Source organism: Acidocella sp. KAb 2-4, assembly GCF_020567705.1.
Classification (GTDB): domain Bacteria; phylum Pseudomonadota; class Alphaproteobacteria; order Acetobacterales; family Acetobacteraceae; genus Acidocella.
In genome coordinates this window covers 121,645-147,326 of the sequence record NZ_JAJDJU010000005.1, presented here as the reverse complement: position 1 = coordinate 147,326, position 25,682 = coordinate 121,645, and the positions used below count along the sequence as shown (strand labels likewise).

The 25,682-nt window shown below is 56.8% G+C and carries 25 protein-coding genes; 3 read left to right on the top strand and 22 right to left on the bottom strand.

All coding sequences use genetic code 11. From position 1 onward, the window contains the following. Positions 1-2: 2 nt before the first annotated feature. Positions 3-779: a hypothetical protein gene (locus tag LI953_RS05750; protein ID WP_227075078.1), complete on the top strand. Its 777-nt coding sequence runs from the start codon at positions 3-5 to the stop codon at positions 777-779. A 5-nt stretch (positions 780-784) separates the two neighbouring features. Further along, complete coding sequence (locus LI953_RS05745; RefSeq protein ID WP_227075077.1) at positions 785-1,765, top strand: electron transfer flavoprotein subunit alpha/FixB family protein; 981 nt, start codon at positions 785-787, stop codon at positions 1,763-1,765. 53 nt (positions 1,766-1,818) lie between these two features. Here the strand turns inward: LI953_RS05745 and LI953_RS05740 are convergent, their stop codons facing one another. The 10 genes from LI953_RS05740 to LI953_RS05695 are packed head-to-tail and all read right to left on the bottom strand — an operon-like array spanning position 1,819 to position 11,537. Beyond that, a complete protein-coding gene (locus tag LI953_RS05740) occupies positions 1,819-2,676 on the bottom strand; it encodes an alpha/beta fold hydrolase (protein ID WP_227075076.1) in 858 nt (285 codons plus the stop codon). Positions 2,677-2,706: 30 nt separating this feature from the next. After that, entirely contained in the window at positions 2,707-4,182 is a 1,476-nt protein-coding gene (gene tcuA / locus LI953_RS05735; RefSeq protein WP_227075075.1) for an FAD-dependent tricarballylate dehydrogenase TcuA, read from the bottom strand. A gap of 41 nt (positions 4,183-4,223) precedes the next feature. After that, positions 4,224-5,027: an SDR family NAD(P)-dependent oxidoreductase gene (locus tag LI953_RS05730; RefSeq protein WP_227075074.1), complete on the bottom strand. Its 804-nt coding sequence runs from the start codon at positions 5,025-5,027 to the stop codon at positions 4,224-4,226. Further along, a complete protein-coding gene (locus LI953_RS05725) occupies positions 5,027-6,481 on the bottom strand; it encodes an FAD-dependent oxidoreductase (RefSeq protein WP_227075073.1) in 1,455 nt (484 codons plus the stop codon). Before LI953_RS05725 ends, LI953_RS05730 begins: the two co-directional genes overlap by 1 nt. Before the next feature lie 53 nt (positions 6,482-6,534). Next, positions 6,535-7,140, bottom strand: coding sequence for a cysteine hydrolase family protein (locus LI953_RS05720; protein WP_227075072.1), 606 nt, complete (start codon positions 7,138-7,140; stop codon positions 6,535-6,537). Between the two features lie 37 nt (positions 7,141-7,177). Next, on the bottom strand, positions 7,178-7,972 hold the full coding sequence (locus tag LI953_RS05715) for an aspartate/glutamate racemase family protein (RefSeq protein ID WP_227075071.1): 795 nt from the start codon (positions 7,970-7,972) through the stop codon (positions 7,178-7,180). 3 nt (positions 7,973-7,975) lie between these two features. Next, positions 7,976-9,175: an acyl-CoA dehydrogenase family protein gene (locus LI953_RS05710; protein WP_227075096.1), complete on the bottom strand. Its 1,200-nt coding sequence runs from the start codon at positions 9,173-9,175 to the stop codon at positions 7,976-7,978. A gap of 41 nt (positions 9,176-9,216) precedes the next feature. After that, positions 9,217-9,738 carry a flavin reductase gene (locus LI953_RS05705; protein ID WP_227075070.1) on the bottom strand — a complete coding sequence of 174 codons (522 nt, stop codon included), beginning with the start codon at positions 9,736-9,738 and terminating at the stop codon, positions 9,217-9,219. Further along, complete coding sequence (locus tag LI953_RS05700) at positions 9,735-10,619, bottom strand: alpha/beta fold hydrolase (RefSeq protein WP_227075069.1); 885 nt, start codon at positions 10,617-10,619, stop codon at positions 9,735-9,737. Before LI953_RS05700 ends, LI953_RS05705 begins: the two co-directional genes overlap by 4 nt. 18 nt (positions 10,620-10,637) lie before the next feature. Then, positions 10,638-11,537, bottom strand: coding sequence for a VOC family protein (locus tag LI953_RS05695; protein ID WP_227075068.1), 900 nt, complete (start codon positions 11,535-11,537; stop codon positions 10,638-10,640). 307 nt (positions 11,538-11,844) lie between these two features. Between LI953_RS05695 and LI953_RS05690 the strand changes: the two genes are divergently transcribed. Further along, the gene (locus tag LI953_RS05690; RefSeq protein ID WP_227075067.1) at positions 11,845-12,003 is read left to right on the top strand and encodes a hypothetical protein; all 159 of its coding nucleotides are present in this window, start codon (positions 11,845-11,847) and stop codon (positions 12,001-12,003) included. A gap of 3 nt (positions 12,004-12,006) precedes the next feature. Here LI953_RS05690 and LI953_RS05685 read toward each other — a convergent pair whose 3' ends face one another. The 12 genes from LI953_RS05685 to hcaE all read right to left on the bottom strand — a co-directional run bounded on the left by LI953_RS05685 (position 12,007) and on the right by hcaE (position 25,554). Continuing rightward, positions 12,007-14,427: an RND family transporter gene (locus LI953_RS05685; protein WP_227075066.1), complete on the bottom strand. Its 2,421-nt coding sequence runs from the start codon at positions 14,425-14,427 to the stop codon at positions 12,007-12,009. A 40-nt stretch (positions 14,428-14,467) separates the two neighbouring features. Next, the gene (locus tag LI953_RS05680; protein ID WP_227075095.1) at positions 14,468-15,649 is read right to left on the bottom strand and encodes a YCF48-related protein; all 1,182 of its coding nucleotides are present in this window, start codon (positions 15,647-15,649) and stop codon (positions 14,468-14,470) included. A 21-nt stretch (positions 15,650-15,670) separates the two neighbouring features. Continuing rightward, positions 15,671-17,038 carry a DUF1329 domain-containing protein gene (locus tag LI953_RS05675; protein WP_227075065.1) on the bottom strand — a complete coding sequence of 456 codons (1,368 nt, stop codon included), beginning with the start codon at positions 17,036-17,038 and terminating at the stop codon, positions 15,671-15,673. A gap of 19 nt (positions 17,039-17,057) precedes the next feature. After that, positions 17,058-18,794: a DUF1302 family protein gene (locus LI953_RS05670; protein ID WP_227075064.1), complete on the bottom strand. Its 1,737-nt coding sequence runs from the start codon at positions 18,792-18,794 to the stop codon at positions 17,058-17,060. A gap of 85 nt (positions 18,795-18,879) precedes the next feature. Beyond that, positions 18,880-19,776: a VOC family protein gene (locus tag LI953_RS05665; protein WP_227075063.1), complete on the bottom strand. Its 897-nt coding sequence runs from the start codon at positions 19,774-19,776 to the stop codon at positions 18,880-18,882. A 200-nt stretch (positions 19,777-19,976) separates the two neighbouring features. Next, complete coding sequence (locus tag LI953_RS05660; RefSeq protein ID WP_227075062.1) at positions 19,977-20,192, bottom strand: hypothetical protein; 216 nt, start codon at positions 20,190-20,192, stop codon at positions 19,977-19,979. Between the two features lie 122 nt (positions 20,193-20,314). After that, on the bottom strand, positions 20,315-21,535 hold the full coding sequence (gene hcaD, locus LI953_RS05655) for a 3-phenylpropionate/cinnamic acid dioxygenase ferredoxin--NAD(+) reductase subunit (RefSeq protein WP_227075061.1): 1,221 nt from the start codon (positions 21,533-21,535) through the stop codon (positions 20,315-20,317). Next, entirely contained in the window at positions 21,532-22,482 is a 951-nt protein-coding gene (locus tag LI953_RS05650; RefSeq protein WP_227075060.1) for a 3-carboxyethylcatechol 2,3-dioxygenase, read from the bottom strand. The genes hcaD and LI953_RS05650 overlap by 4 nt, the downstream gene beginning before the upstream one ends. Before the next feature lie 17 nt (positions 22,483-22,499). After that, the gene (hcaB, locus tag LI953_RS05645; protein WP_227075059.1) at positions 22,500-23,312 is read right to left on the bottom strand and encodes a 3-phenylpropionate-dihydrodiol/cinnamic acid-dihydrodiol dehydrogenase; all 813 of its coding nucleotides are present in this window, start codon (positions 23,310-23,312) and stop codon (positions 22,500-22,502) included. Continuing rightward, positions 23,309-23,632, bottom strand: coding sequence for a 3-phenylpropionate/cinnamic acid dioxygenase ferredoxin subunit (hcaC, locus tag LI953_RS05640; RefSeq protein WP_227075058.1), 324 nt, complete (start codon positions 23,630-23,632; stop codon positions 23,309-23,311). The genes hcaB and hcaC overlap by 4 nt, the downstream gene beginning before the upstream one ends. A gap of 19 nt (positions 23,633-23,651) precedes the next feature. Then, a complete protein-coding gene (gene hcaF / locus LI953_RS05635; protein ID WP_227075057.1) occupies positions 23,652-24,197 on the bottom strand; it encodes a 3-phenylpropionate/cinnamic acid dioxygenase subunit beta in 546 nt (181 codons plus the stop codon). Further along, the gene (gene hcaE, locus LI953_RS05630) at positions 24,190-25,554 is read right to left on the bottom strand and encodes a 3-phenylpropionate/cinnamic acid dioxygenase subunit alpha (RefSeq protein ID WP_227075056.1); all 1,365 of its coding nucleotides are present in this window, start codon (positions 25,552-25,554) and stop codon (positions 24,190-24,192) included. Before hcaE ends, hcaF begins: the two co-directional genes overlap by 8 nt. Between the last annotated feature and the right edge of the window lie 128 nt (positions 25,555-25,682).

The following is a 25,682-nucleotide window of genomic DNA, read 5'->3' as shown; positions in this document are numbered from 1 at the left end:
GCATGAACATCGTCGTCCTCCTCGCTGGTATCGCGGACCCGAAATGGCCATTGCCGCCCATCGCGCTGGACCCGATAACCATGCGCAAGGCCGCACATCTGGCTTTCAGCCCGTTCGACGAGGCCGCGCTAGAAACCGGCTTACAGATCCGCGATGCGTTTCCCGGAAGCACCCTCACCGTCGCCATGACCGGCGGACCGGAGAGCGAGGCGCTGCTGCGCAAGGCGGCGGCGTATAAGCCGACGCGCGCGGTACGGGTCGATGCGGCGACGCTGCATCCGTGGGACCCGCGAGCCCAAGCGGCGCAACTGGCCTCCTCGGTGCAGGCACTGGACGACGCGGCGACGCTTATCGTGATCGGGCGCGAGTTCGGCGATTATGACTGGGGCGCTTTGGCTCCGAGCTTGGCGGCGGCGCTCGGCTGGGGGTTCTTCGGCTTGGCTCAGCATACAAAGCGTGAAGGCGAGGCGCTAACACTACTGCGCGAACAGGGTAGTCTGGAGGACACACTTACAGTATCCGCGCCGCTCGTGGTGAGCGTGACCAATGATCGACGCAACCGGCTGCGGCACCCGTTGATGAAGAATGTGATGGAGGCCAAGCGTCTTACGTTGGAAGTCGTGACGCCGCCAGACGCGCCCGTCGCGCTGACCCTGGATGACATCACTCCCGCACCGCCGCCCGCGCGGGCTGGACAGGGGAGGATCCTTTCCGGCCCGTTGGAGGCACAGATCAGCGAATTGGCGGCGTATCTTGAAGGCTGGAGGACCCAGTCATGAGGACGATGATTCTGGCGCTGACGCCGGTGAATTTGGGAGATGCGACGGATTGGCGGAATTGCGTGGCAGCGGCACGAGCCGTAGCCGAACCGCATGGCGCCAGCGTTGGCGCTGTCCTGGTAGGTGGCACGGCGGAGGATGCGCAAGCCGCGCTGATGGCGGGGGCTGACAAGATATGGCTGCTGAGCGACGCCGCCTTGGCAGAACAGATCGACCCTGCACAGTTCGCCGCTCTCTTCGCCGACGCGCTGGCACTGCCGGATCTCTCCGGTTTCCGCCTAGCCTTGCTGCCCGTGGGGGGCGTGGGCGATGCCATCGCCGCGTCACTGGCCGCGAAATTGAACGCAGCGCTGCTCGGCTTCTGTATCAGCGTGAGGCTGACGGAAACAGGCGTGACCGCTGAACGTCCTGCCTATGGCGGGCGGGCATGCCTGCAGGTGACGGCAAACGGCCCGTGCCTCGCCAGCATGCGTGTGGCCGAGACTGAGAAAGGGGCCGAAACCGGTACGGTTGAAACTCTGATATTGAACACGGATTTGCCTCCTGCGCCGCCCATCTCCCGCCGGGATAGCGGCGTACAGAATGCCAGCCTGGATGGCGCAAAAATCGTGGTCTCCGGCGGACGCGGCATTGGCGGGCCCGAAGGCTTTGCGCAGTTGGCCGATCTGGCCGCCGTGCTGGGCGGCGCGCTCGCCGGCAGTTTACCGAGCGTGGATGCCGGATGGGTGCCGGTGGCGCGGCAGGTGGGCCAATCGGGCAAATTTGTTACACCGCACGTGTATGTCGCGGTTGGTATTTCAGGCACGCCACAGCATATGGCAGGCATCAGCCTCCACACGCGCATCGTTGCCATCAACAAGGAACAGGACGCGGATATTTTCCGCTTCGCCGAAATCGGACTGGTTGGCGAATGGCAGCAGGTGATTCCAGCGCTACTCGAAAAACTGACCGAAAAAAATGAATGCATGAGAAAAGCCGGCTCCTAAGGAGGCCGGCTTTTCTGTTGCGCCGTGGAGTGACCACGGCACAATAAGCAGCTTCAATTCTTTAGGAAATCGATCACCAGCCGGTTGAACTTATCGGCATGTTCCCACTGCGCCCAATGGCCGCATTTGTTGAACACATGCATGTCTGCGTTCTGCAGCCCCCAGAGCAGGCGCAGACCGGAATCCAGCGGCACGAAGCGGTCGTCCCTACCCCAGGTGATCAGTGTCTTGGCTGAGATCTCCGAAAGGCGCGAGCTGTGATCAGGGAACTGGCGCGGATTTTTATCCAGGCTCTCGACAAAATTTTCCAGATGATGCTTTTGCTGCATCATGTTGTTGAAGCGTCCTTCGATCAACTCCGGCGTCAGGCTGCTCGGGTCGTACACAAAAATATCCAGCATGCGCTTGAGGTTTTCCATCGTCGGCGCGCGGTATACGCCAAATAGCGCCTTGATGCCTTCCGGCGGCATGGGCACGAACAGGCTGGGGCCAACACCGCCGCCGCCCATGATCACCATCTTGCCGAGGCGCTCCTTATATTTCAACGCGAAGGCGATGGCATTGACACCGCCCATGGAGTTGCCGACGAGGTGCGCCTTCTCGATGCCCAGTACATCCATGAGTCCCTTGATTGCCGCGGCGTTGATATCGGCGCGCGAACCGGAGGGGACCAAGATCGGGTCGCTCTTGTTCCAGCCAGGGCTGTCGAGCAGGATGACGCGGTACCCAGCCGCAACGAACGGCTCGACATTCCGGTGGAAGTTGCTCCAGCCGGACGCGCCGGGGCCGGACCCATGCAACATGAACACGGCCTCACCGGAACCGGCTTCATTGTAATGAACCTTAAGATCCAAATCTCCCTCTTTGATATGCGCGAACTTGCTTGTTGCCGCTTCAGTGATGGCGCTCATAATGTCCTCCGTTAAAAATATTGTTTGCGTTCATTTGCCTCGCCGGGCGGCGTGGCCGCCCGCAATGCGGCCGAACACTGCCCCGGACATCAGCCCGGCACCGCCCGCATAGCCGCCATAATAAAGCCCGCCCACCAACTCGCCCGTGGCGTAAAGCCCGGGAATTGGCGCCTGTTCCTCATCCAGCACCTGAGCATCCTCGTTGATGCGTAGACCGCCATAGGTGAAGGTGATGCCGCAGGTGACACCGAAGGCCAGATAAGGCGGCTTGCTCAGCGGGTTAGCCCAGTTGGTCTTGGGCACGGCGAGGCCCGTGGTGCCGCGGCCATCCTTGATGTTCGGGTTGAACGGAACCTCGGTTCGCACGGACGCGTTGTAGCGCCCGATATAATCATGAAACCCCCGCCGATCCACGTCGCCCATTTTCTCGGCCAACTCCTCCAGTGTATCCGCCTGCACTTTCGTGATCTGTTTCATGCGGTATTCATCGGAGAGCAAATGAGCGGTGTGCTGGTCGAAAATTTGCCAGGCAATACCGTCGGGTTGAGCCAGAATGGCGCGGCCGAGATCAGCGTATATATAGTTGCGGAAATCCGCGCCTTCGTCGAAAAAGCGCTCACCGCGAGCATTGATCATGATACCCATGGGGAAGCTGTTTTTCTGCAGCCCCAGCACACCAGGCTCGCCAAATTCTGGTGCATTGCGTTCATACGCGACGGAGTGGCAACCCGACCAATGGCCGTAAGACATCGCGCCAATATCCAGCGCCATGCGTATACCATCACCGGTATTGAACCGCGAGGCGCGGGGCTTGGCCAGATCCCAGTTCGGCCCGAGATAGCGGGCGCGCCATTCCGCATTGGCATGGAATCCGCCGCTGGCGAGAATGACTGCGCCAGCATGAATCTGCACGCTGCGCTGCTCATGCACCACTTCAACACCGGAAACCGTGAGATCATCCCGAACCAGCCGCATGGCGCGGGCGCCATACATGATCTCGACACCCATTTTCTCCGCGGCGCGGAACAGGGAGTCCACCAGCCCCTGGCCACCACCGACAGCCTCCACCGTGAGCCCGCCCCAGAACTTAAAGCGGCCATCTATCTTATAGGCCTGCCGACCATAAATCGGCACAAAGCGAACCCCATGCCCGCGCATCCACAACATGGTCTCCCGGCTACGCCAAACGACCGCGCTCACCAGATCCTGATTCATACGGTAGTGCGAGAGCTTTGCCAGATCATCGAAGAACTGATCTTCATCATAGATGCCGAAATCGGTAGAGGCGATCTCATCCTCGGAAAGATCCGGCATGATTGCGCGCAGGTCTTCGACATCGCGATACGCGACACGGATGGCACCACCGGAATACGCACTGTTGCCGCCGCGCTCGTCGATCGGTGCACGCTCAAGTACCAGTACGCGCGCCCCTTGCTCAGCGGCAGAGACCGCGGCGCATAATGCCGCGTTACCCGCGCCGATAACGATGACATCATATTGCTTCATAGTCTCTCCCCGCAGCTTATCCGTTGTTTCGGCCACGCATACTAATCCGGCCAGAGTCCGCCATTCACGTCGAGAATTTCGCCGGTTATGAAACCACTCTCCTCCGCCGCGAGAAAAGCAATCGCGGCGGCAACTTCATCGGCTTGGCCGAGGCGGCCGACGGGAATCTGCTGCACCAGGGCCATCGGGAAGGAAGCAGTCATCTGGCTTGCGATCGGACCAGGTGCCACCGCATTCACCGTAATGCCATGCACGGCCAACTCTTTTGCAAGGTAAACGGTAAGCGCATGCACGCCAGCCTTGGCGGAACCGTACGCCGCGTTGCCCGCCCGCGTCTGCTCCGACGCATCCAGCCAGGGCCGAGGATTGCCGCCATTCTTGCCGAGCACGGAGCCGACATTGACGATACGTCCATATCCGCGCGCCTGCATCGGCACGATGACCGCTTGGTTGCAGTAGAAAACGCCACGTAGATTGACGCTGTGTACCTTCTCCCACATCTCCGGCGTAATCGAGGCGAAGGAACCCAGCGAGGTGATCCCTGCAACAGTGATGAGAATATCGACCGCACCGAATTCCGCAACGGCTATATCCACTACGCGCTGCACTTGCGCCTGATCGCTGACGTCCGTTTCCTGCGTCAGCGTTTTGACGCGGTATGGCTCAACCGCCTCAGCTACAGCGCCAAGGTTTCCTATACCTGCAAGGACGAGATTCGCTCCGCCAGCGGCAAAACGCTGTGCCGCAGCGGTGCCGATCATGCCCTCCGCGCCGGTGATCAGCACCGTGCGCCCGGTGAAATCGACCGAGACACGCCCCCTGCCTTGGCCCACAGAAGAGCTCATCAATTCCCTGCCGCGTGCCGGGCGGCACGCCGGCCGAATACCGCGCCGCGCAGTACTGAGGTTGCGCCGGTATAAGTACGGTAATAGACGCCCGCCGTCTCACCCGCTGCATACAGGCCTGGGATCGGGTCACCGTCATTATTCACCACCCGGGCGTCACGGTCTGTCTTCAACCCGCCGAAGGTAAACACATTGGCGGAAATCACCGGATAGCACTTGTATTCCGGAACATCGATCGGTCGGGCCCAGTTCGATTTCTTCGGTTCCAGCCCTTGCGTCGCAAGATTGTCGATTTGCAGCGGCTTGAACTCTCCGGCCATGCAGGCGGCATTATATGCTGCCACAGTCTGCGCCAAAGCATCTTTGTCCACGCCGATTTTCTCCGCCAGATCGGACAACGTCCCCGCGGTAATGGCCGGCTTCGTGGTACGTAGGCTCTTGCGCCAATTTGGTACATCGTCGATTTTGGCGTCAAGAATCAGATAGGCGATACCATCACGCTGTTCGAAAATTCGGCGTGTGACGTTCTCATAATGCGCATCAACAGTGCCGGGCGCCTCATCAGTGAAGCGTCGGCCTTCCTTATTAACCAGAATGCCGTACGGGAAGGTAAATACCGCCGGTTCCGCCACATCGCAGCGGGGATCTATAGGTTCGGCGTGATAGCTGCCGAAGTCGCCATTTGGCGCGGCGCCGATATCAAGCGCCATACGGATTCCTTCTCCCTTGTTGTAATAACCACCACGGGCAACCGGGCGCAGATTAATGGAGCGCGGACCAACATATTGCGCCAACATTTCCGCATTACCCTCGAACCCGCCACAGGCGAGAATCACGGCACCTGCCTTGAACAGCAGCTTCCGCCCCAACCGGCGCACGAACAAACCAGTGACCGCACCAGCCTCATCCGTTTCAAGCGATTGCGCCGATGTTTCGAAATGAAAAATAACGCCCAGCGCCTTGGCCTTGGCGGTGAGCGCCTCGACCATAGCGAGCCCCCCACCAATGGGCAGCAACCGGGTCGTCGTGGTCGTGATGAAGGCCGTAGGAAGGAAGTCGAACTTGACGCCTGCATTTTGCAACCAACGCAGCGTCGGACCGGCCGATTCAGAAAAGGTACCAATGATCTCTGGGTCGAGGAAACTCTGCGTCCTCGTTAGCGCAGACCAACCCTCATAAGGCCGAATCGACTCCGCAAGAAATGCAGGGTCGATATACCCGCCTGCGTTATCCGCAAAATGGGCCTCGAAGTCATCGGCCACCTCGTCCACGCTCTTCATGCGTAGATAAGCCTCGGTGTAGCGGGTATTGCCACCATGCTCACCTTCTGGCGCCCGTTCAATAATGGCAACGCTTCGCCCCAACTCCGCGGCGCTCACCGCCGCGGAAAGCCCAGCGATACCACTGCCAGCCACAATTATATCGTAAGACGCAGCGATATGCGATTTTATCATACTAACGCTCCCCAAGCCTTTCTTGTTGCGCGGCCCACCTTATGCGTTGCAGCTCACGCTACGAACGCCTCGGTAGAGGATATATTGGCAAAAAGCGGTAGAATCTTTTGCGTCGAGAAGTCATGCCACTCCTGATTCGGCGCCGCGCAGGCATCTTCCAGCACCGTCACAGCAAAACCCGCGTCGTCAGCGGCGCGAGCGGTTGCCTCAACCACCAAATTGGTCACAACACCACCCAGCACGACATGTTTGACGCCTTTGTGCAGCAGCCAGTTCATCAAGCCCGTGTTATAAAATGGGTTGACGCATTGCTTAGTAATGACCAGCTCACCCTCAACCGGGGCTAGTGGCGCGGGAAACTCGGTGCCCCAGGTGCCGAGGATCGCAGCCTTGTGCTCCTTCAGACGGGCGATCCGCGGCGCAACGCTCAACGCGTCGGCGTAGTCCGCGCGGAAGCCTAGGCGGACATGCGCGACGGCGTTGCCACGGGCGCGCGCCGCAGCGAGGGCATTCGCTGCTTTATCCACGACACCGCGCTGTGCGACGACCGCAGCCAGACCACCACTGCCGATTTTACCGGCGGGATCCACCATTTCGTTTTGCAGATCGAGTAGCAGTAAGGCGGTCTGGCAAGCTGGCGCCGTGTCTTGAGTCGACATAAAAAATCCTTGTCTTGATTGTAAATTAATGGAGCATTCAAAGGTTATAGAAAGCCATTACTTCCCGCAGCCGCGTAGGATCTGGTAGCGCGGAGAAATACCCGCGTCGGCTGGTCTTCATCCCGTTGGCGCGACGCAAAGTGACAAGCGTTTCCGCCTGTTTGATCCAACAGGCGAGAGAGTCGAGAACAGGAACACCGTCCACTTCGTTGATACCGTTACGCGCAAGCAAAACATTCAATGGTGCTTCACCGGGAATGATTACATCCGCACCTTCGGCAATCAACGTGCGCGCAGACGCCTTGAAAAGTTCGATGAGAGGTTCAGGTGAATCAAAAGCTTTCAGGATATCTGTAAAGCCAAATGGCAATGTGCGTGCGCCAGCAAAGCGGTCGCTAAGACCATGCCGGAAAGCATTATCCGTAATCAAATCCACCATGTCTCTGATAAACATCAGCACACCAAATCGCCTACCAAATATGCAAGCCTGCAACATTGCAGATTCACCATAGCCAACTACAGGAATATCAATTAGTGCGCGCACCTCCCGTAAGGCGGGTTCCGGCAAAGTGCTGATTGCATATGCATCAAAGCCCTGCCGTTCAGCCTCGATGCCGGCCTGGATGAACTGCAGCCCATGCAGATATTGTAGCCCGACGTGTTTGATGTCATCGCCGGGATAGTTGCTGCGATATGTTCCGGGCCGCATGCCATGCATGACAATTTCCGTATCGGCACTGGCTACACGGGCAAAATGGGCCGTCAACGCCTCGTCATACGCCGAAAGATCACTCAGAACCGTGAAGCTCTGATGCCAGATACGGATTGCCATTGGTTATACAATCTCCTGACGGCTGTACATTAGCGGAGGCGGCTCCTGACCGAGCAGCACACCGCCGAGGAAGCCGGCATTGTTATCAGCATCCTGCGTGATATGATTGGCAGCAACCAACACATCACGCAAAATCCGCTGAAGCGGGTTGTTGAGATAACAACCACGCGCTGAAGTGCACTTGAACAACAACAGCATCGCCTCTTCGCATTCTCGGCCGATACGCGCGCCATCGAGCATGTATGCCATGCGGTCAGGGATAGTGATCAGCTCACCACTCTCGATCTTTGCCTCGGCTTCAGCCATCATCTGCTCCAATCGCGCCCGGGCCGAACGCACCTTGGCAACGGCATTGCCAAGTCGATCTTTCACGTAGGGGCTCAGCGCCGCAAGCTGGCCAGTCCCGTTATCACGCCGGACCGACATCTGCTCAATGAACACATCAATACCTGCCTGAGCAAATCCGAGAATAACGGATGACACCGATGTGTAAAAAACCATATTGAACGGGTACAGATAGGGCTTCGGCCGATCAGAGAGCTTATAATCCACCATGCTGTGAGCGCGGTGCTTCGGCACAAACACGTCCTTCTTCAACTGCAGGCTCTTACTGCCCGTGCCAGACAGTCCGAACACGAACCAGTCATCGACCACCTCGTAATCAGTGCTGGGCACCAGCAGGGCTATACGATCAACCGGCTTGCCGCTGGCATCTTTCTTCAGCGCGCCAAGAAACGCCCAGGTTCCATGATCAGTGCCGCTGGAAGTGGGCCAACGCCCGTTCAGAATATAGCCGCCTTCAACCTCTTGCAGCGTGCCCGTGGGTGGATAGGACGAGGCGATAACCGCTTGGTCATCTTCACCCCACACATCGGCTGCGGCTTGCGGATCCATCAAGCCGAATTCCCAATTATGCACTCCAAGAATCATCATCACCCAAGCACTGCTGCTGCAGCCTCGCCCAAGTTCAGACAAGACGTGCATGAAGACGATCGGATTCATTTCGTATCCGCCCCAGCGTTTGGGCTGCAGGATACGGAAGAAGCCGGCATCCTTGAAGGACTGCACGATATCGGCCGGTACGCGGCGGGCTTTTTCAACCTCTTCAGCCCTCGCCCGCAGCGCCGGAACCATGGCGCGGGCACGTGCCAGCAACTCGGCTTCAGTTGGTATTGTGTGCGTGCGCACATCTGGATTGATCATGTTCACGAAGGTCTCCTCTTTTTATTTCCGTTGCGTTGAGCTTAACTAAAGAATGCGCCATTGAAGTAAACGAGTGGATCCGTGACTGCACCGTGGTCGTTAACTTCTACGACATCACAAATAAAAATATCATGTGTGCTAGCTGCAATGGTCTCGGCTATCACACAATCGAAGGTGACCAGCGCATCTTCCAGTAGCGGTGCACCAGTTATCCCTGCCCGCCATTTGCTGGAATGGAACTTCTCCTCGGGCGCGCAAACGCCAGCACCGGAGAACCGACTGAGAACAGCGTCCTGTGCCCTTCCCAGCACGTTTACCGCCAGAACGCCCGAGGCAGTGATGGTCTTGTGCGCCCAGACATTGCGGTTAACGCAGACCAGAAGACGCGGTGGATCAGCGGTAACGGAACAGACTGCCGTTGCTGCCAAGCCAACCCAGCCTTCGGAGACCCCCGAACCATCCGCCGAGGTGATGATGGTGCACGCTCCAGCCAGGCGACGCATGCCCCGGCGAAATGCTTCCGGCGTTGCCGACACGCGCATCGTTCCTTCCAACACGGTCATGCCTCCCCCGTTTGCAGATAGCGCGTGACCACGTCGTTGAACTCGGCGTCATCCTCATATTGCGGCCAGTGTGCGGCGTCGGTTTTCATAACGTAGAGCTTGCCGCGTTTCAGCCGGGGGAGCGCCGCCCGCGCTGCATCAATATCATGTATTGGATTATGCTTGGTCCAGAACAGCAACGTCTCACAGTCAATCTTTTCCAGGTCGACCATGTCTGGCGTGGCGTCACCCGCTGCGGCCTTGTTGAGGCGGGCGAATACGAGCGCCGCAGTTTTCTGGAAGTCGGGTCGCTGATAGATGCGCAGACGAGACTCCACCAACTCATCTGTCAACAGCCTGTCCCAATTGCGCTCATAGATTAGCCATTGCATACGCCCCCGTACACTCTCATGTGTGGGCGCTTTACCGAAATTCTTTGCGCTTAGCGTCGCAAGATCGATGAGATCTTGGCGCCCCTTCTCGCTCACTACTGGAATCCCACCCGTTGTGTTGAGTACGCACCGTAGAACCCGGTCGGGATAGGAGATGGCAAACTGTCCCGCTACCATGCCGCCCAAAGATTCTCCGGAAATATGGGCCCGCCTGATACCAAGCACATCCATGAGCTCGCGCAGCTGCTCCCGGTAGGTGAGCGCGTCATAAGTGATGTCGTCTGGTTTTGCAGAAAGGCCGTGGCCGACAAAGTCGAAGGCAATAACGTGGAAATACTTCGCTAGAGCCACTACATTCTTAGAATACGCCTCGATATGCCCGCCAATGCCATGCATGAGGATTAACGCCTCAGCATTGCCTTTACCAGCTTCGGCGATGCGTGTGCGGCCGAAGCTTGGCGTTTCCACATATCGGATCTCCGCGCCCAAAAAATCCAACCAGATCGACATAAAGGTTACGCTCCCACGCTAATAATTTCTCGGTATGACACGCTTGTGTCCCCAGTCACTGAGCTGGGAGTAGGTCACTACTTTCCAGTTTTCGTCATCTATAACGATCCCACCACTGCCGACCTCCATGGCAAAGCCCGATGGTGTTTGGACGTAGAAGGAGAACATCTTATCATTAGGATGATGCCCTAACTCTAAGACTAGCGGGATGTTCGCACGACTCACACGGTCATAAGCAAGCCCCACATCGTTCATATCCGCATACTGTACCATGACATGATTAAGAATCTTGGTGGCTGGAAATTGTCCTGTCGCCAACGAGTGATGCCGCCCAGTGGCAGAGTGGAAGAAAGTAGCATCCACCTTCATTCCTGGCGCGAGCTCGGCACGAATATAGTCGCTAATGCGCAACCCCAGAATATTTTGATAAAATGGCAAAGATACAACAACATCTTTACTGACGGGCAGGATGTGCCCAAGTCCAAGCGAGCCGGTGATGAATCCAGGACCCGATAATACCTTAGAAACAAAAGGCTTGCTTATGGGCAACATCGTTGGACCAAAAAAAATTTCATGTACAAAGCCATTTGGGTCTGAGCAGGTAAAGAGACGCTCAACGCCGCGGATCCGGGCAAGCACGGGGTCTTCCACCACCATACCGCCAGCAGAACGCGCCTTGGTGACAAATGCCTCCAACTCCTTTTCGGCAGGAATCTCCCAGCCGGCAACCAAAATATCGTCCTGCACACCAGGCTGAAGCAGGATACGATAAGCATATTCATCCATGCGCAGCGCCAAACCTTCACCTGCGAGAGGCACCGCAACTTGAAAACCGATGATGTCGCGCGCAAAGCTTTCCCATCTGGCGAGATCACTGACTTCGAAAACTACGTAAGCAAGATTGGAAAGTTCCGCCATGTTCATTCCTTTGGCCAACCGTTCGTCAAACCACTTTGAGATACTTACAACATCCAGCCGATACGATATCGAGATCGGCAATGAAATTACGAATGCGATCAAATGATCGAGACAAGGATCCAATTAAAAACTTCGTGTTTATCACCCCAGCGTCTTTAACATTTCATCTTAGGTGAAATCGACTCACTCCCTCCACCAACCCGATACATATGCCGGATCGCGTTTATGAATTTTATTTACCGTTTTCGCTGTATTATATAAAACGATATTTATTGATATTGACTATCGATCAAGCTGCTAGAGAAACATGCTCGACTTCTCCGGATCCCGGCCAAATCCAGAAAAGGATCGCTCGGCCCTGATCGCCCGCATCTATCCTATTGTGAATTATTTTAACCTCACCTGTTGCGTCAGTATTTCGTCAGGCCGGGTACCATCCATGCACCAGGTCATTGATGAGAAATGAATACTATTTACCTGCCCCAAGACCTTCCTTCTTGGACGCAGGAAAAATAAAATGCGATAACGCCGGAATAAGAATGAGCGCGCCAACCATGTTCCAAAGGAACATGAAGGTCAAAAGGACACCCATATCCGCCTGGAATTTAATAGGTGAAAATGCCCAAAGGGAAACGCCTGCAGCCAGAGTGAAGCCAACCAGAGCAACAATACGGCCAGTAAAACGCAATGCCTTGCCGTAAGCCACACTGGATGGTTCACCCATGCGCTGGAAGGCCATTTGGATTGAGAGCAAGTACAGCGCATAGTCCACACCAATACCGACGCCGAGTGCGATGACCGGCAGCGTTGCCACTTTAACCCCGATGCCAAGCAAGACCATAAGCGCACGACACAATACCGATGTAACAATGAGCGGCACAATCGCGACGACGACAGCACGCCAATTGCGGAAGGAAATGAAGCACAGAAGAATCACGGCGGCATAAACTAGATAGGGCATGAACCCATCCGCACGTGTCACCACCATATTTGTCGCTGCTGCGATTCCTGCAGATCCTGCAGCCAGCAGAAACTGCTCGGCGGGGCTGCTGTTGGCATCGGCGAAGCTCTGTGCCGCCTTGGCAACGGTAGCGAGCGTCTTGGCCTTATGGTCTTTTAGGTAGATGATCAACGGCGCAGCCGAGCCGTCGTTGTTCACCAACTCTGGATTGCCGACAAACACGTCATTCATCGCGGCACCCGTGATAAATGTATTCCGATTAATGCTAAGCCATTTCAAATTTCCTTCAAACTGACCAGCCGTGTAGAGGCGGGCAAAGTCCGCAGCGGAGACTGTAGTCTGCACGCCGGGTATTTTACGCATATACTGTTCAAAGCGGTCCATCTCTAGCACTGCGGGAAATGTATCAAGCCCACCCGGCGGGCTACGCACGATGATCGCGAATTCATCGTTCGACAGACTATAATGCGCCATCACATAGGCATTATCTTGGTTATAGGTAGAGTTAACCCGTAGCTCCGGGGCACCCGCATTAAGATCACCGATCTGTACGTTCCGCCCTACCAGATAGCCACCGACGAGGAGTACACATGTTCCTGCCAATACGACGCTCGCCCAGCGCCGGCTACTGAAATGTTCCAAAAATCGGAACAGATTTTCAATAACTCCTGGTACCGCATCAGGATCCTCAGCTTCAAGACTGCGCAACGCAGCAGCGTTGCTGACACCGATATAGGAGAGCAGCACCGGCAATAGTACCAGATTTGTGAAGATCAGTACGGTAACACCGATACTTGCCGTCACTGCCAGGGAGCGGATCGCTTCGATATCTATGACGGTAAGCACAACGAAACCAACAGCATCCGCAATAAGTGCCGTTAGTCCGGCGATAAACAGACGTCGGAAAGTAAGACGCGCCGCGACAAGGCTCGACGTACCTCTGCCGATATCCTGCATGATGCCGTTCATCTTCTGTGCACCATGGCTAAGGCCGATTGCAAACACCAAAAACGGCACGAGAATAGAATAGGGATCCAACACGTAGCCAAGTAGTTGAATGAGGCCCAGCAGCCAGACAATGGCGACCAGAGAACAGGCGAGGATGGTGAACGTGCTACGGATGCATCGCGTGAAGGTGAAGATAAATAGAGTAGCTATCAGTGCCGCAATGGCAAAGAAACCCAGCATCTCATGCACACCCGCGATGAGATTGCCCATGACAGCGGCGAAACCTATAACGTGAATACTGATACCAGGAGATTGTTGTGATTTCAGGATGTTCTGCAACTGCGTCCAGAACTTCCCGTAATTAAACGGTCGGCCTGTGGCGGCGTCACGCTCCAGCAGCGGCACAAAAATCTCACTAGATTTTTGATCGTTGGCGACAATGGAGCCAATAATACCGGCCTGCATAATGTTTTGCCGCAATTGCGCTATACTATCGGCGGAGCCGTTATACGAGTCCGGCATTACCGGCCCCCCGGTTGCGCCCTGCTCGGTGATTGTTGTCCACCGTACCGCAGGCATCCAGAGCGACTTCATGAAGGAGCGGTCAACACCTGGCAACAGGAATACCGCGTCGTTAATCTTCCTTAATACCGCAAGATAATGCGGGTCGTAGATGTTACCAGACTTGTTCTCCACCACGATCCGCACTGAATCACCCAGCGCCTGTGTGGCCGAACTATTAGCCTCGTAATTGATGATATACGGGTGATGCTCGGGCAACATAGCCGTATAGCTGGCATTTACCTTGAGATGAGCGGCACTCCAACCAAAAATCACCGTTAATACCATACATAACGCGATAATCAGGCGGCGGTTGTTGAAGATCAACAGCTCCAAAAAGCTGCCTGAGTAAAAATCGAAGCTGCCATCACTGAGCCCTTCAGCCCGAATGGTTTCCTGGGGAAGCGGTTTAAGCATCATTCGTCGTATCTACCTGCACAAGCATGCGGAAACTGAGCATTTATTTGTTTGGAACATCGAAAATACCACCGGGACCGACCACGGTAAGCGTAGCGGCGCCAGTTTCCACCACACCGGCCAGCGGCGCCCCTGGGATTGCGGCGGCGGCCTGGAAACTCCTGCCCCCATCGGCGCTGAAGAATATACCGCCATCGGCGGTAACAAGCACAATCCGTCCGTCACGCAAAACGGTCCCATCCATGATCGCGCCGGTGATCGGTGTGGTTACCTGAGCCCAGGTTTTCCCCTGATCCTCACTACGAAATATCGTGCCGCGCATACCAAAAGCGAGCAGTACCTTTTCCGTCCCGGTGATACCAAAAAGACTACCTTGGTAGCCTGTAGGCAAAGCCACGAATGTCTGCTTAGCTTGGTCTAGCCTGTAGACCATACCTTGCTCACCGACGATATAGAGTTGTCCGGCAATGCCTGAAATTGCATTTAGATCATAAAAGTTTGGATTGTCGATATGATCCAACCAGGGCGTCCACGTTTTGCCGCCATCAGTGGTCATGGCGATATCTCCGAACGAGCCAACTACATAGCCGGTCTTATCGTCACTAAACCAAACACCGAGCCAAGGTAGGTTGGGGCCATTATCAAAATTCAGCTGAATCTGCGCCAGTGCCGCGGCCGCCTGGGAGTTAGGCGCCGGATGCTGTTGCTCGTAATATGTTTCAAACATCGACCTGGCGGTATTGCCGTCAAGTTGGCGGGTCCAGATCTTACCGCCATCAGCCGTGTGCAAAATCACGCCGTCATGACCACAGGCCCAGCCCTCGCGCGGAGTGGCAAGAAATGCGGCTGTGAGATCTGACTGCACAGGCACGTTACCCTGCATCCATTTTACAGTACCCGGCAGCTTATAAATCGCAACACCGCGTAGCCCAACGGCTACCTCCGAATCGCCATTCCTGGCGATGCCAATCAGCTGTGCCTGAGTAGGATTTTGCACCAGCAACGCGGGCGCTGATAGGGGATCGACAAAGTTGGCGACGGCCTGCCCAGGCATAAATCCAACGATCAGAAAGGCCAATCGACCAAATTTCTGAAAAGTTACCAGTAAATGTTTGTTAGCACAAAAAATACTCAATTGTTTTGCCTCGGCAATGGATGCGGGAAATAAACCTAGCTCCACTATATCGTTGATATGGGAGGAAATTAGGGCATTTAGTGTCAGCATCTCCAAATGCCCTATCCTGATTTATCGAACGCCCTCAGCCGCAATGGCTTGCGGAGTATAGTCGTTCATATTCGGCAGCTTTGCATTACAGCTCAGGTAACCAGAGGGTGTCGTGTGAGCGAACGCAATTTGGTAGTCACCTTTGCTCAGATCATAGAAGCCAAACGTACGCGAAAATGTGATAGCGCCGGTCTGGGTGTAGTTCTGATTTGGATAAGAGAATCCAACTCGGTAAAGCGCACCAGAATGATCATAAGATTCACTCGCGACGATACGCCAAGAATCTTCGTCAACATAGAAAGTCCAGCGACTATAGATATGCCGCTCATTCGGTTTCAGCGTCGCATCAACAACCCAAACCCGGTGCCGCTCCCAGCGAATGCCGTCCGGGTTCAGGAAGTGTGGACCCAAAAGTGCTGATGTTGTTGTATTCACGAACTTATAATCGTTATATGGTACGATGATCTCTTTTTTACCGACCAGCTTGAAATCAAATTTGTTCATGCGGCCGTAGAACATCTCGATCTCGTCCCAGTCTATAGCGCCACCATAGGTCGCCACTGGAGTGTCATATTTGAACTCAGGCCCTAGGCGGATCCGGCGCGTGCCGGGTGAGTAGAACCAAGTCGTATCGTCACTCTTAGTGAAGTCAATTGGAAACTTCAGTAAGAACATCGTTCCTGCTTCGGAAGCAGGGCTGTGCAAGAAGAGCTTAACATCACGGTAAAACACGTCGTTAAGCGCTGTCGCATCCGGGTTGTAATAAGGGAACAAATACTCACTCGTGATGGTCCCAAGATCAGTAACAGAGCCAGATGTATCAACAAGATAACTCTGATATGTCTCCTTGCAGTAGGCCGGGCTATAACCGAGCGAGACATTCCACATCACCTGGTACCCATCCTGCGGGATAGGAAACGGGATGCCGCCGTAAGCATCCGATACGCCATCACCGTTCCCCACCTCCTGCGCTGTGGTGGCATTCTGCACAGTGTTCTTTAACACCCAATCAGGGTACGATGCGGTGCGGTGAGTCGGGTACACATCCATCCGGAAATCCGGAAAACGCTTAAGCAGCCCCTGCTCACCGGGCGTCAACTGGTCGGCATATTGCGCCATGTTCGCCGCGGTCACGGAGAACAGCGGCCTCTCACTGGCAAACGGGTCGGGGTAGCCGACATCCGGGCCACCGGCGGGCAAGCCGGTCATAGCCGCTATTCCGCCGGTGTAGGGGGGAATAACGCCATCCGCGCTGCCGGATTTTTCGGCGCCAAACTGGGTCAGCGTGGTGCCGAGGGCCGCAGCCTGTGACGGAGAAACCGCCGCGAAAGCTGCGGCTGTCCAACTGGATGAAAGGACGCCAGCTAGAAGGATTGATTTAATTTTCATAATGATTCCGTTGCATTCTTCAAAAGCTGGTAGAGAGAACGAGTTGAACTTGCCCCTTGTCGTTCCACATATACTGACCACTGCCGCTGGCATAGTAGGGTTGGCCATTCGGCGTATGAGCGACACCCGAGGTCGGAGACGTATAGCCACTATAGAACAATTTAACATTATACTTCTGCTTAATCAGCGCATTGATCCCCGCGCTATAAGCAAAAGTGCCGGCATTGTTGCCCGTGCCTGAAATGGCCAACGTCTGGCCATTGCCATGCACACCCACGGCCAGGGTCATCGGCGCGTCCAGATCTACGCCAGGGAAGACCTGTAGCCATTGAGGATCGAATACCACGTTCAACGAGACATCGTCCGTCGTCGCGCAGCCATTCACCTCACCGCCCAAATATCCCGCATGCGAGCAGGCATAACCTTTAGCGAGATACAGCGCCTTGTTCTGCGTTACCTGCAGCAGGTGCGTCCACGCAACCTCCCCAACGAGTGAACCGGTCTGCCAGAACGGCGACGGAGGAAGACCGTAAATCGCGTTGCCGATGACGTTCAGCAGATTTCCCCGCGCACTATCCCGACCATAGGGGTCGACCCCAGGTTCACCCAACCCCAAATATCCCGCCGGCACGGTGAGCAACGCGGTGTTCTGCCTCACCGATACTTCAAACCCAGTGCTAGCCGTACCGATATTTCGGTCAAGGCTAACGCCAAACAGCCTTTCATGCTGCGCGTAAATGAGATGGTAATTTGTGATCGGCGCCACAGCGATAACAAAGGGAGATGATGGCGTTGGATCATCAAACTGTCGTGCATAAAGACCGATAGAGCCGTTTAGGAAGTCTGGCGACCAGACCGCCTCGACACCAAAATTTCCATTTACATTCGGTGGAGAATAATCCTTGCCACGGACCGGCGAACCGGCGCCCTCAAACACCTGCGGACCAACCCAGAGAGGATCTACAATTCCCTGGAACGTACCACCTTCGGGCAGACGATTTGGACGGTATTCAAATGCATACTGAAAACCAAGCATCAAATCTGGAAGGACTTGGGCATGCACGGAAACCTGCCCGCGCGGCATGAATAAATCTTTAACCTCCGTCCCAGGAGCGTCAACAGCTTTGATAATGTCCACCGGACTCTGACCATAAGAAATGGCCTGCCCACCCGAGAAAATAGCATTTCCCCAGTATTCCGTGAACCGCCCCACCTTGACCGACACGGGAACATTTCCAAAATTAAAATTCTTGAAGATAAAGGCATTGCCCAGCTCACCACCAAGATTATAAAAATGGCTTGTGTATGAACCGTATTTTCCGGTCAGAGAACTACTCAGCGCGGAATATGGTACGCCAGGCGCGAACATTCCTGGATTTGTTTCGACCTTATCGCCATAGGCAAAATCTTTCCAGCCGAGCGCGCTGATATCAAGTCCAAAATTCTGCTGATACTCGACCGTGAGTTCACTTGAAATATTTAAGCGGTTTGAAGTGAAATCCCCAGCTTTCGGGAATTTAAATTCGTTGTTTTGTTGCAGTGGGTTGTTGGCGATCATCGGATCCTGGGATTGTGCACGAATGCCCATCCCGTAGGATATGGCCGTATCGAGTTCAACATCCCAATTGGAGTTCGTATTAAACGTGTATGCGGAGGCCTGCGTACCATCCATCCAGCCGATAACAGCAAAAGCAGCAAGAACCGCAATCGAGCTCCCGCTTAATTTCAAATTGATACGCCTGTTTTTTAACTTCACATTTTCCTCCCTTTTTACGTTTTATGATATTCTTTAGGCGCCGACACGACATCACCTCGCCGTAGCCTGATAAAGGTACCGAATTTTATGAAGGCTCTGAAACGCGCCTATGCCCCCAATCACTCAACTGCGAATAATTGACCACACACCATTTCGAATCATCAATAACGATTCCTCCGCTACCGATTTCCATTGCAAATCCAGAAGGTGTCTGAACATAGAATGAGAACATCTGATCGTTGGGGTGGTGGCCAAGCTCCAGCACCAGCGGAATGCCTGCGCGGCGCACACGGTCATATGCCAGGCCGACATCATTCATATCAGCATATTCTACCATTATGTGATTCAATATCTTCTGCGACGGAAACTGCGCTGTAGCCAGAGAATGGTGTCGACCGGTGGATGAGTGGAAGAAGGTCGCGTCCACGGCAATGTCCGGCGCGATCTCTTGCCGGATGTAATCGCTGACGCGGAGCTTGAGTACGTTCTGATAGAAGGTAAGCGAGGTCGCGTAATCGCGCGACACGGGCAGGATATGGCCAACGCCCAGCGCCCCCGTGACAAAGCCGGAACCGCTGAGCACGCTGGACACAAACGGTCGGCTGATCGGCAGGATCGTCGGACCGAAGAAGAATTCATGCGTGAAGCCGTTCGGATCCTCGCAAACATATAGTTTTTCCACACCGCGGACCTTGGCCAAACCTGGGTTTTCTGTAACCCCCGCTCCGGCCTCACGCGCTTGGGCGACAAACGCCACCAGTTCGGCTTCAGTCGGCACCTCCCATCCTGCCGTGACGAGGTCATCGCGCGCTCCGGGCTGAAGCAATATGCGGTAGGCGTATTTATCCATACGCAGAGCCAACCCACCTCCGGATACGGGCTGGTCGAGCTGAAAGCCTACGACATCTTTTGCAAAACTCTCCCAGGCGGCAAGGTCACCAACCTCAAACACCACGTATGCCAGACTAGATAATTCCACCATATTTTCCATTCCTCCCGCTTTACCCTCATTTTTTTGATTTTCTTTGCGGGGAAAAGCTTATGCACGAACCTCCCGACACACGGCAGCTTGAGCGGCACAATGTCGCAGCACTTCAATATGCGTTAAAATTGCATCTATTTCCTCCACCCAACCAGCTTTTGCCTTATTATTACAGCTGATAGACTAGGCGGAGGCCCTAGTTATTCGAAGCGATATTTATTGATAGCCATTATTTTGTAAATTAATATGCACCAGAATGCTAGCGGCACCAGAATCCCAGTCAAACTTTGCTTGATCACGTAGACGATGCCCCCGATCACCCGCCAGTCATCATCTCGCGGCACACCGTTCGAGAGCGGGAAAAACATCGGTATCCGCGGCAGTTTGCGCGCGCTCAACAAAAACGCATCGGACATGGCGACAGTCCTCCGCCATGTCCAGAAACACACCCAGCCGCGCCTGAGCAAGAAATCAACCGGTCCTGAGCCTACATCATAATGCAACCTCAGCGTTTATCCCGCGCGCGTTCAGCAGCCCCTTAGCCGAGCTTCAGCTTGCGCAACTCATGAGCTGTGTCACATAACAGCGCGGGATCGGGCGAGGCTCCCGCCGCAATCATCAGTTTCGCCAGCTTCATGTCGCGGCCGTTATTCACTGTTACCGCGCCGGTGACCCGTCCACCGGTGAGGCCGAACAGCATGTATTTGCCACTGGCCGGATCGCCACGGGCAAGCCATTCATCAGCCTCATATTTGCCGGCGACCTGGAAGTTTATGCCGTACTGGTCGGTCCAATACCAAGGAACCTCGAACGCAACGCCTTCGCCGGTAGCCATCACACGCCCAGCCAATGTGCCCTGGTGCACGGCATTGGCCCAGGTTTCCTGCCGAACAGCCTCGCCCAGAAAAGGCTGGAACTGCCGGGCAATATCACCGGCGGCAAAAATCTCTGGCACTGACGTACGGCATAATTCGTCCACCAGCACGCCGTTATCCAGCGCGAGCCCGGCCTCGCGGGTCAACCGGTCGTTGATCTCCACGCCAACACCGTAGAGAATTGAAGCGCCCGCAAAGGTACGGCCATCCGCCGCGCGGAGATGGAATTGGCCGTTCGGCCCGCGCGTGGCCTCTGTCAACTCGACGCTAAGCTCGAAGCTGACACCCTGCTGCTCGTGCAGGGCACGCAGGATATTGACCAGCGGCAAAGGCACGCCTCGTGTCATCAGCCTCGGTGCGCGCTCGAGCACCGTCACCGCCACGCCGAGCTTGGCGGCGCTGGCCGCAACCTCCAGCCCGATGATCCCGCCGCCGACCACCAGCAGATGCCGCCCCGGCAGAAGCTCCTTTTGCAAGCCCTGGCCGTCTTCCAGCGTGCGCAGCACATGCACGCCCTCGCCTAGCGCATCGAGCAGAGGATAGCGCCGCGCGCGTGCGCCGGTGGCAAGCAGCAGCTTATCGTAGACCAACGTCTCGCCGTCCGCGAGGACAAGGCGCCGCGCCGCCGGCTCAATGCGCTCGACAAGGGCACCGAAGCGCGTCTCAATGTCATGAGTGGCGTAATAATCCGCCGGATAGATTGGGCGCGGCCCGGTCCCGGGCGAGAGCAACACGTCTTTGGAGAGCGGCGGGCGCTCATAAGGGACATGCGGCTCATCGCCGATAAGGATAATGCGTCCAGCGAACCCGGCCCCGCGCATGGCCGCAACAGCGGCGGCGGCGGCATGGCCAGCGCCGACCACGATGTACACGGGCGCGCTCATGCGCACACCGGCTTCGCACTGACCATGGCCATGCCCGCGAGCCATTCATCGATGGCGTGGTAATAGCGCCGCTGGCCCTCGTAGGGGCCGATGGCGCGCAGCGCCGCAAAGGCCGCGATCCAGGCGCGGATCTCCTGCCCCCCGCGCCCGCCCATTACGGCAATCTCATCATCCGTCATCGCGCTGAAGCGGTCGAAATCGCCGGCCAGGAAACTCTCCAGCAGCCCTTCATCCCAGACGGCGTTCAGCGGAAGGGTTTGGCCCCGTCCCTCGCCGCGCGCGAGCTTGCGGCCATTCTCGACCACACGGTTCTGCCGTGTCTGGCGGGCCTCGGGCGTCGGGTTACGCCCGGCAATGAGGAACTCCTCCACCTCCGGCGAGACGGCGCCCATTTGCGGGGTCGGCGGATCATGTGAGAGCCCGCCGGAGCCAAGGATAAGGATGCGCTCCTGGCGCCCGGCAATGAACTTGCCGACGGCGTTGCCGAGGGCCACGGCGCGGCGGCAGGGCGGCAGGGGGCGCGCGGCGCCGTTAATGAAAATGGGAATCACAGGGTAGCGCGCCACGCCGCCGGTGAGGAGTTCGAGCGGCTGGGTGAAGCCATGATCCGCCTGCATGCGGTAAGAATAGGCGACATCGACATCCTGCGCCTGCACCGCTTTCACGAGGTCCAAAGCCAGTTGTTCCGGCACGTTGAGCAGGCCGTGGCCGATATCCCAATCCCCGGCGCAGGCGGCCCGCACCCCGACGCAGAACGGCGGCATCAAATCGTAGAAGAAGCCGTTGAAATGGTCAGGCGCGAAGAGCACGATCAGATCGGGGGCGTAGGCTGCAACCTCGCGCGAAAGCGCCGCGAAATGTTCGCGGGCCGCGGCCTCCACCTCAGCCGGGGGGTGGATGAAATCCATCATCGGCGTGTGCGAGACACAGATCAGTTCAACAGGCATGTCAGTCTCCCGGGAGATTACAAGGCGAGCCCGCCAGCGACATGGCGGATGCCGCGGATGCCGAGGCCGCAATCGGCGTTGACCAAGACTCCACTCAGCGTACGATTATCAGCGCGCGAGGCGAGCATCACGTAGGGGCCGACGAAATCTTCCGGAGCGGGGAAGAATTGCAGCGGCAGGATGGCGCGGATGGCCTCCGGCGAGCGTGACTCCATGATCCGCATATTCTCCTGCCCGAGTGCCGCCGGACCGCGCAGATCGCTGGCCATGCCGCTGGGCGCAACCGCATTCACCCGCACTTTTGGCGCCAGCTCGTAAGCCAGCTGGCGCACCAGCCCCACGGCGGCGTGCTTGGCGGCGGTGTAAACCGGCCCGCCGCCACCAGGGTAAAAGGCGGCATTGGAGAGGGTGAAGATCATCGAGCCTTCCGCGGCGACCAGCGCCGGGGCGGCTGCGCGCGCGCCGAGCAGATAGCCCTTCACGTTCACATCGAAGATTTCGTCATAAGCCTTGCCGAGCCGCGCCGGCTCCGTACCGAGCAGAGACGCGTTGTGGTCCCAAATACCGGCATTGCCGATGAACACATCCAGCTTGCCGAACGTCTCCAGCGCCGTATTCACGGCGAGTTCATTGTCCGCGTAGCTGCGCACATCGCCCGCCACGGCGACCACCACCTCAGGGAAATCCGCTTGCAGTTGCGTCACCTTATCGGGCGAGCGCTCCAGCACGCAGAGCTTGGCACCCTCGACCACGAAGCGCTCGACAATGGCGCGGCCAAGGCCCGAGCCGCCGCCCGTGAGCAAAACAACCTGCCCGGCCAGACGGCTCATGCCGCCACCTGCGCGGGAGCGAGGACGTAGACATTGTCTCCCTCGACCTCGACCTTAAAGGTAGCGAGATCAACGGTGGCGGGCTGGGTCAGCGCCTTGCCTGTCTTCAGGCAGAATTTCGCGGAATGGATCGGGCACTCCACGGTGCAGTCATCTTCCACATAGCCATCCGACATCGATGCCTCGCCATGCGTGCAGCGATCGGCCAGGGCATAGAATTCGCCGTCCTGGTTAAATACGGCGATCACCGGATCGGTTTCGATCCGACGTGCCTCGCCGGGCGGTAATTCCGCCACGGCACAAACGAATATTTTGTCCATTGTTCCGCGTAATGTCAGATTACAGGAAGATCGAGATATTGGCTGTCACCAGCACGAACTCATCGAGCTCTAGCTCACGCGAGACAACAATCCAGCTATCGCCGTTGCGGCGAAGCGTGTCGCGCCGCGTCCCGTAAAAGGTGTGGTGGTCGCGCGCCTTGGCGGCACGATGCACCGCGTAATTGCAAGAGAGCCTCACCTCATCACCAGCTTGGCCGGTGATACGAACATTGGTGATGAAGCGGCGCGTGCGCGATTGCGGCTCCTCGACCCAGGCCATGCCGGTCTCCAGGCGTGCCACACGGCGCTCCAACGTGTATTTGTTCTCGTTGAAGATATAGGTGGTGGGCGGGGCGATGCCGCGGCGGCGGTCGCGCACTTGGGCCAGCGTGTTGGTGGAGAGGGTGTAGCGGACATCCTCTGACAGCAGGCCCAGCCATTCGCGGAAGCGGTGCTCGTCCTGCAAGGCCGCCTCCAGATACAAGAATTGCTCAACCTCGTGCTGCAGCTCCGGAGAGACCTTATACACGGCTGAGGCCGCCGCCTTGGCGCTCAGATCATCCATGAACCAGCTCCTTCTGGTATTCTTTGGTCCGGGCTTCGATCTCAGCCCAGGTTTCGGAGGTCATCATATCCACCCAGCGCTGGTAAAAGCCGCGCGCTGCGGTTTCAGCGAAGGTGTAGTTGGTCACGCCGGGGATGCCGTCCTTGCGACGCTCCTCGAAACCCAGGCCCATCTGCACGCAGAAGCCTGTCTGCTTGGCCTTGTAGCCGCGCAGCACCTTCTGCACTTCGACCCAGTTTTCGGAATCATCCTGCTCCAGGAACCCGGCAGGGCCGAAGGCGCGGGCATGGCTGGCCTTCAACGCTTCTTTCACTGAGTCCGGCGCCGCCTTGTCGGCGATGCAGAACACCCAAACCTCGATCTGGTTCGGCCCCTTGGGATGCCAAACACGCAGGGTCTGCGTGCCGTTCAGCCAGGACAGGGTCGGGAACATGGTATTATGGCCCGCGAGGCGCAGGGCCCGCACGGAGCCCAAGCGCCGCTCGGCCTCGGGGTATGTCTCACGGAAATATTCCGAGACTTCACCGCCGACCCACACATTCGCATCAGGCTTCTCGGTAAAGAAAAAGGCGCTGCCATGTCCTTTCTCCGAGAACTGCACGCCGCCGAGGCCGTTCGCCCAGGCCGGGCGCTGCGTCTGGCCGTCGCCCAGCGGTTTGCCGTCGGATTTGTTTTCCGGCGTGGGGGCAAGCACCTGAATGGCGGAGCCGTGCGTGTAGGGGGCGTGGTACTGGTCAGAACAGAACTGCTCGGCTGCGAATTTCCAATTGCAATCGATCACCCATTTATGGACGCCGCCGACCACCTCCGTGCCGCCCTCCCGGCGGTCGAGGAAGCCATCCATGTACCAGGCCATATCGCCCAAATAGTCTTCCAGCGACGGGGCGGTCTCATCCCAATTGCCGAAAATCAGGCCCTTATAGGTGGTCAGGCGCGGCACCCGGACGAGACCCCATTTGGATTTGTCCAGCCCGTTGCGATAGGCTTCCTGCTCCAGCGGCACGACGGAGAGACCGCCCTCCAGGCCGAAGCCCCACCCATGATATGGGCAGGTGAAGGCACGGGTGTTGCCGGAATCAGCATGACAGAGCTTCATGCCACGATGGCGGCACTGGTTGAGGAAGGCGGCGATGGAGCCATCCTTCTGCCGGGTGACGATGACCGGGTCCTCGCCCATATAGGTGGTGAAGAAATCACCCGCCTTCGGCAGCTGCGATTCATGCGCGAGGAACAGCCAGGACCGGCCGAAGACGCGCTCCAGCTCCAGGTCGTAGATATCCTGATCAATGTAAATCGCAGGCTTCACGGTGCCCTTGTGGGCATCAACGAGTTGCCTGACGTTGAGCTTGTCATCCATGCGGTTTTTCCTCCGAAAGCCGGCCGTCTGCGCGGGGGCGGCCATAACGATCAGGGGCTGTACCAACCGCACATGGGGAAGTGAAATATTTTGCAGGTTGTTGAGTAATAGATTTTGCGTCTAATTAG

Bases quoted from the DNA above. Each gene is read 5' to 3' on its own strand.
- LI953_RS05750 (WP_227075078.1), top strand. From the start codon at position 3: ATGAACATCGTCGTCCTCCTCGCTGGTATCGCGGACCCGAAATGGCCA.
- LI953_RS05745 (WP_227075077.1), top strand. From the start codon at position 785: ATGATTCTGGCGCTGACGCCGGTGAATTTGGGAGATGCGACGGATTGG.
- LI953_RS05740 (WP_227075076.1), bottom strand. From the start codon at position 2,676: ATGAGCGCCATCACTGAAGCGGCAACAAGCAAGTTCGCGCATATCAAA.
- tcuA (WP_227075075.1), bottom strand. From the start codon at position 4,182: ATGAAGCAATATGATGTCATCGTTATCGGCGCGGGTAACGCGGCATTA.
- LI953_RS05730 (WP_227075074.1), bottom strand. From the start codon at position 5,027: ATGAGCTCTTCTGTGGGCCAAGGCAGGGGGCGTGTCTCGGTCGATTTC.
- LI953_RS05725 (WP_227075073.1), bottom strand. From the start codon at position 6,481: ATGATAAAATCGCATATCGCTGCGTCTTACGATATAATTGTGGCTGGC.
- LI953_RS05720 (WP_227075072.1), bottom strand. From the start codon at position 7,140: ATGTCGACTCAAGACACGGCGCCAGCTTGCCAGACCGCCTTACTGCTA.
- LI953_RS05715 (WP_227075071.1), bottom strand. From the start codon at position 7,972: ATGGCAATCCGTATCTGGCATCAGAGCTTCACGGTTCTGAGTGATCTT.
- LI953_RS05710 (WP_227075096.1), bottom strand. From the start codon at position 9,175: ATGATCAATCCAGATGTGCGCACGCACACAATACCAACTGAAGCCGAG.
- LI953_RS05705 (WP_227075070.1), bottom strand. From the start codon at position 9,738: ATGACCGTGTTGGAAGGAACGATGCGCGTGTCGGCAACGCCGGAAGCA.
- LI953_RS05700 (WP_227075069.1), bottom strand. From the start codon at position 10,619: ATGTCGATCTGGTTGGATTTTTTGGGCGCGGAGATCCGATATGTGGAA.
- LI953_RS05695 (WP_227075068.1), bottom strand. From the start codon at position 11,537: ATGGCGGAACTTTCCAATCTTGCTTACGTAGTTTTCGAAGTCAGTGAT.
- LI953_RS05690 (WP_227075067.1), top strand. From the start codon at position 11,845: ATGCTCGACTTCTCCGGATCCCGGCCAAATCCAGAAAAGGATCGCTCG.
- LI953_RS05685 (WP_227075066.1), bottom strand. From the start codon at position 14,427: ATGATGCTTAAACCGCTTCCCCAGGAAACCATTCGGGCTGAAGGGCTC.
- LI953_RS05680 (WP_227075095.1), bottom strand. From the start codon at position 15,649: ATGCTGACACTAAATGCCCTAATTTCCTCCCATATCAACGATATAGTG.
- LI953_RS05675 (WP_227075065.1), bottom strand. From the start codon at position 17,038: ATGAAAATTAAATCAATCCTTCTAGCTGGCGTCCTTTCATCCAGTTGG.
- LI953_RS05665 (WP_227075063.1), bottom strand. From the start codon at position 19,776: ATGGTGGAATTATCTAGTCTGGCATACGTGGTGTTTGAGGTTGGTGAC.
- LI953_RS05660 (WP_227075062.1), bottom strand. From the start codon at position 20,192: ATGTCCGATGCGTTTTTGTTGAGCGCGCGCAAACTGCCGCGGATACCG.
- hcaD (WP_227075061.1), bottom strand. From the start codon at position 21,535: ATGAGCGCGCCCGTGTACATCGTGGTCGGCGCTGGCCATGCCGCCGCC.
- LI953_RS05650 (WP_227075060.1), bottom strand. From the start codon at position 22,482: ATGCCTGTTGAACTGATCTGTGTCTCGCACACGCCGATGATGGATTTC.
- hcaB (WP_227075059.1), bottom strand. From the start codon at position 23,312: ATGAGCCGTCTGGCCGGGCAGGTTGTTTTGCTCACGGGCGGCGGCTCG.
- hcaC (WP_227075058.1), bottom strand. From the start codon at position 23,632: ATGGACAAAATATTCGTTTGTGCCGTGGCGGAATTACCGCCCGGCGAG.
- hcaF (WP_227075057.1), bottom strand. From the start codon at position 24,197: ATGGATGATCTGAGCGCCAAGGCGGCGGCCTCAGCCGTGTATAAGGTC.
- hcaE (WP_227075056.1), bottom strand. From the start codon at position 25,554: ATGGATGACAAGCTCAACGTCAGGCAACTCGTTGATGCCCACAAGGGC.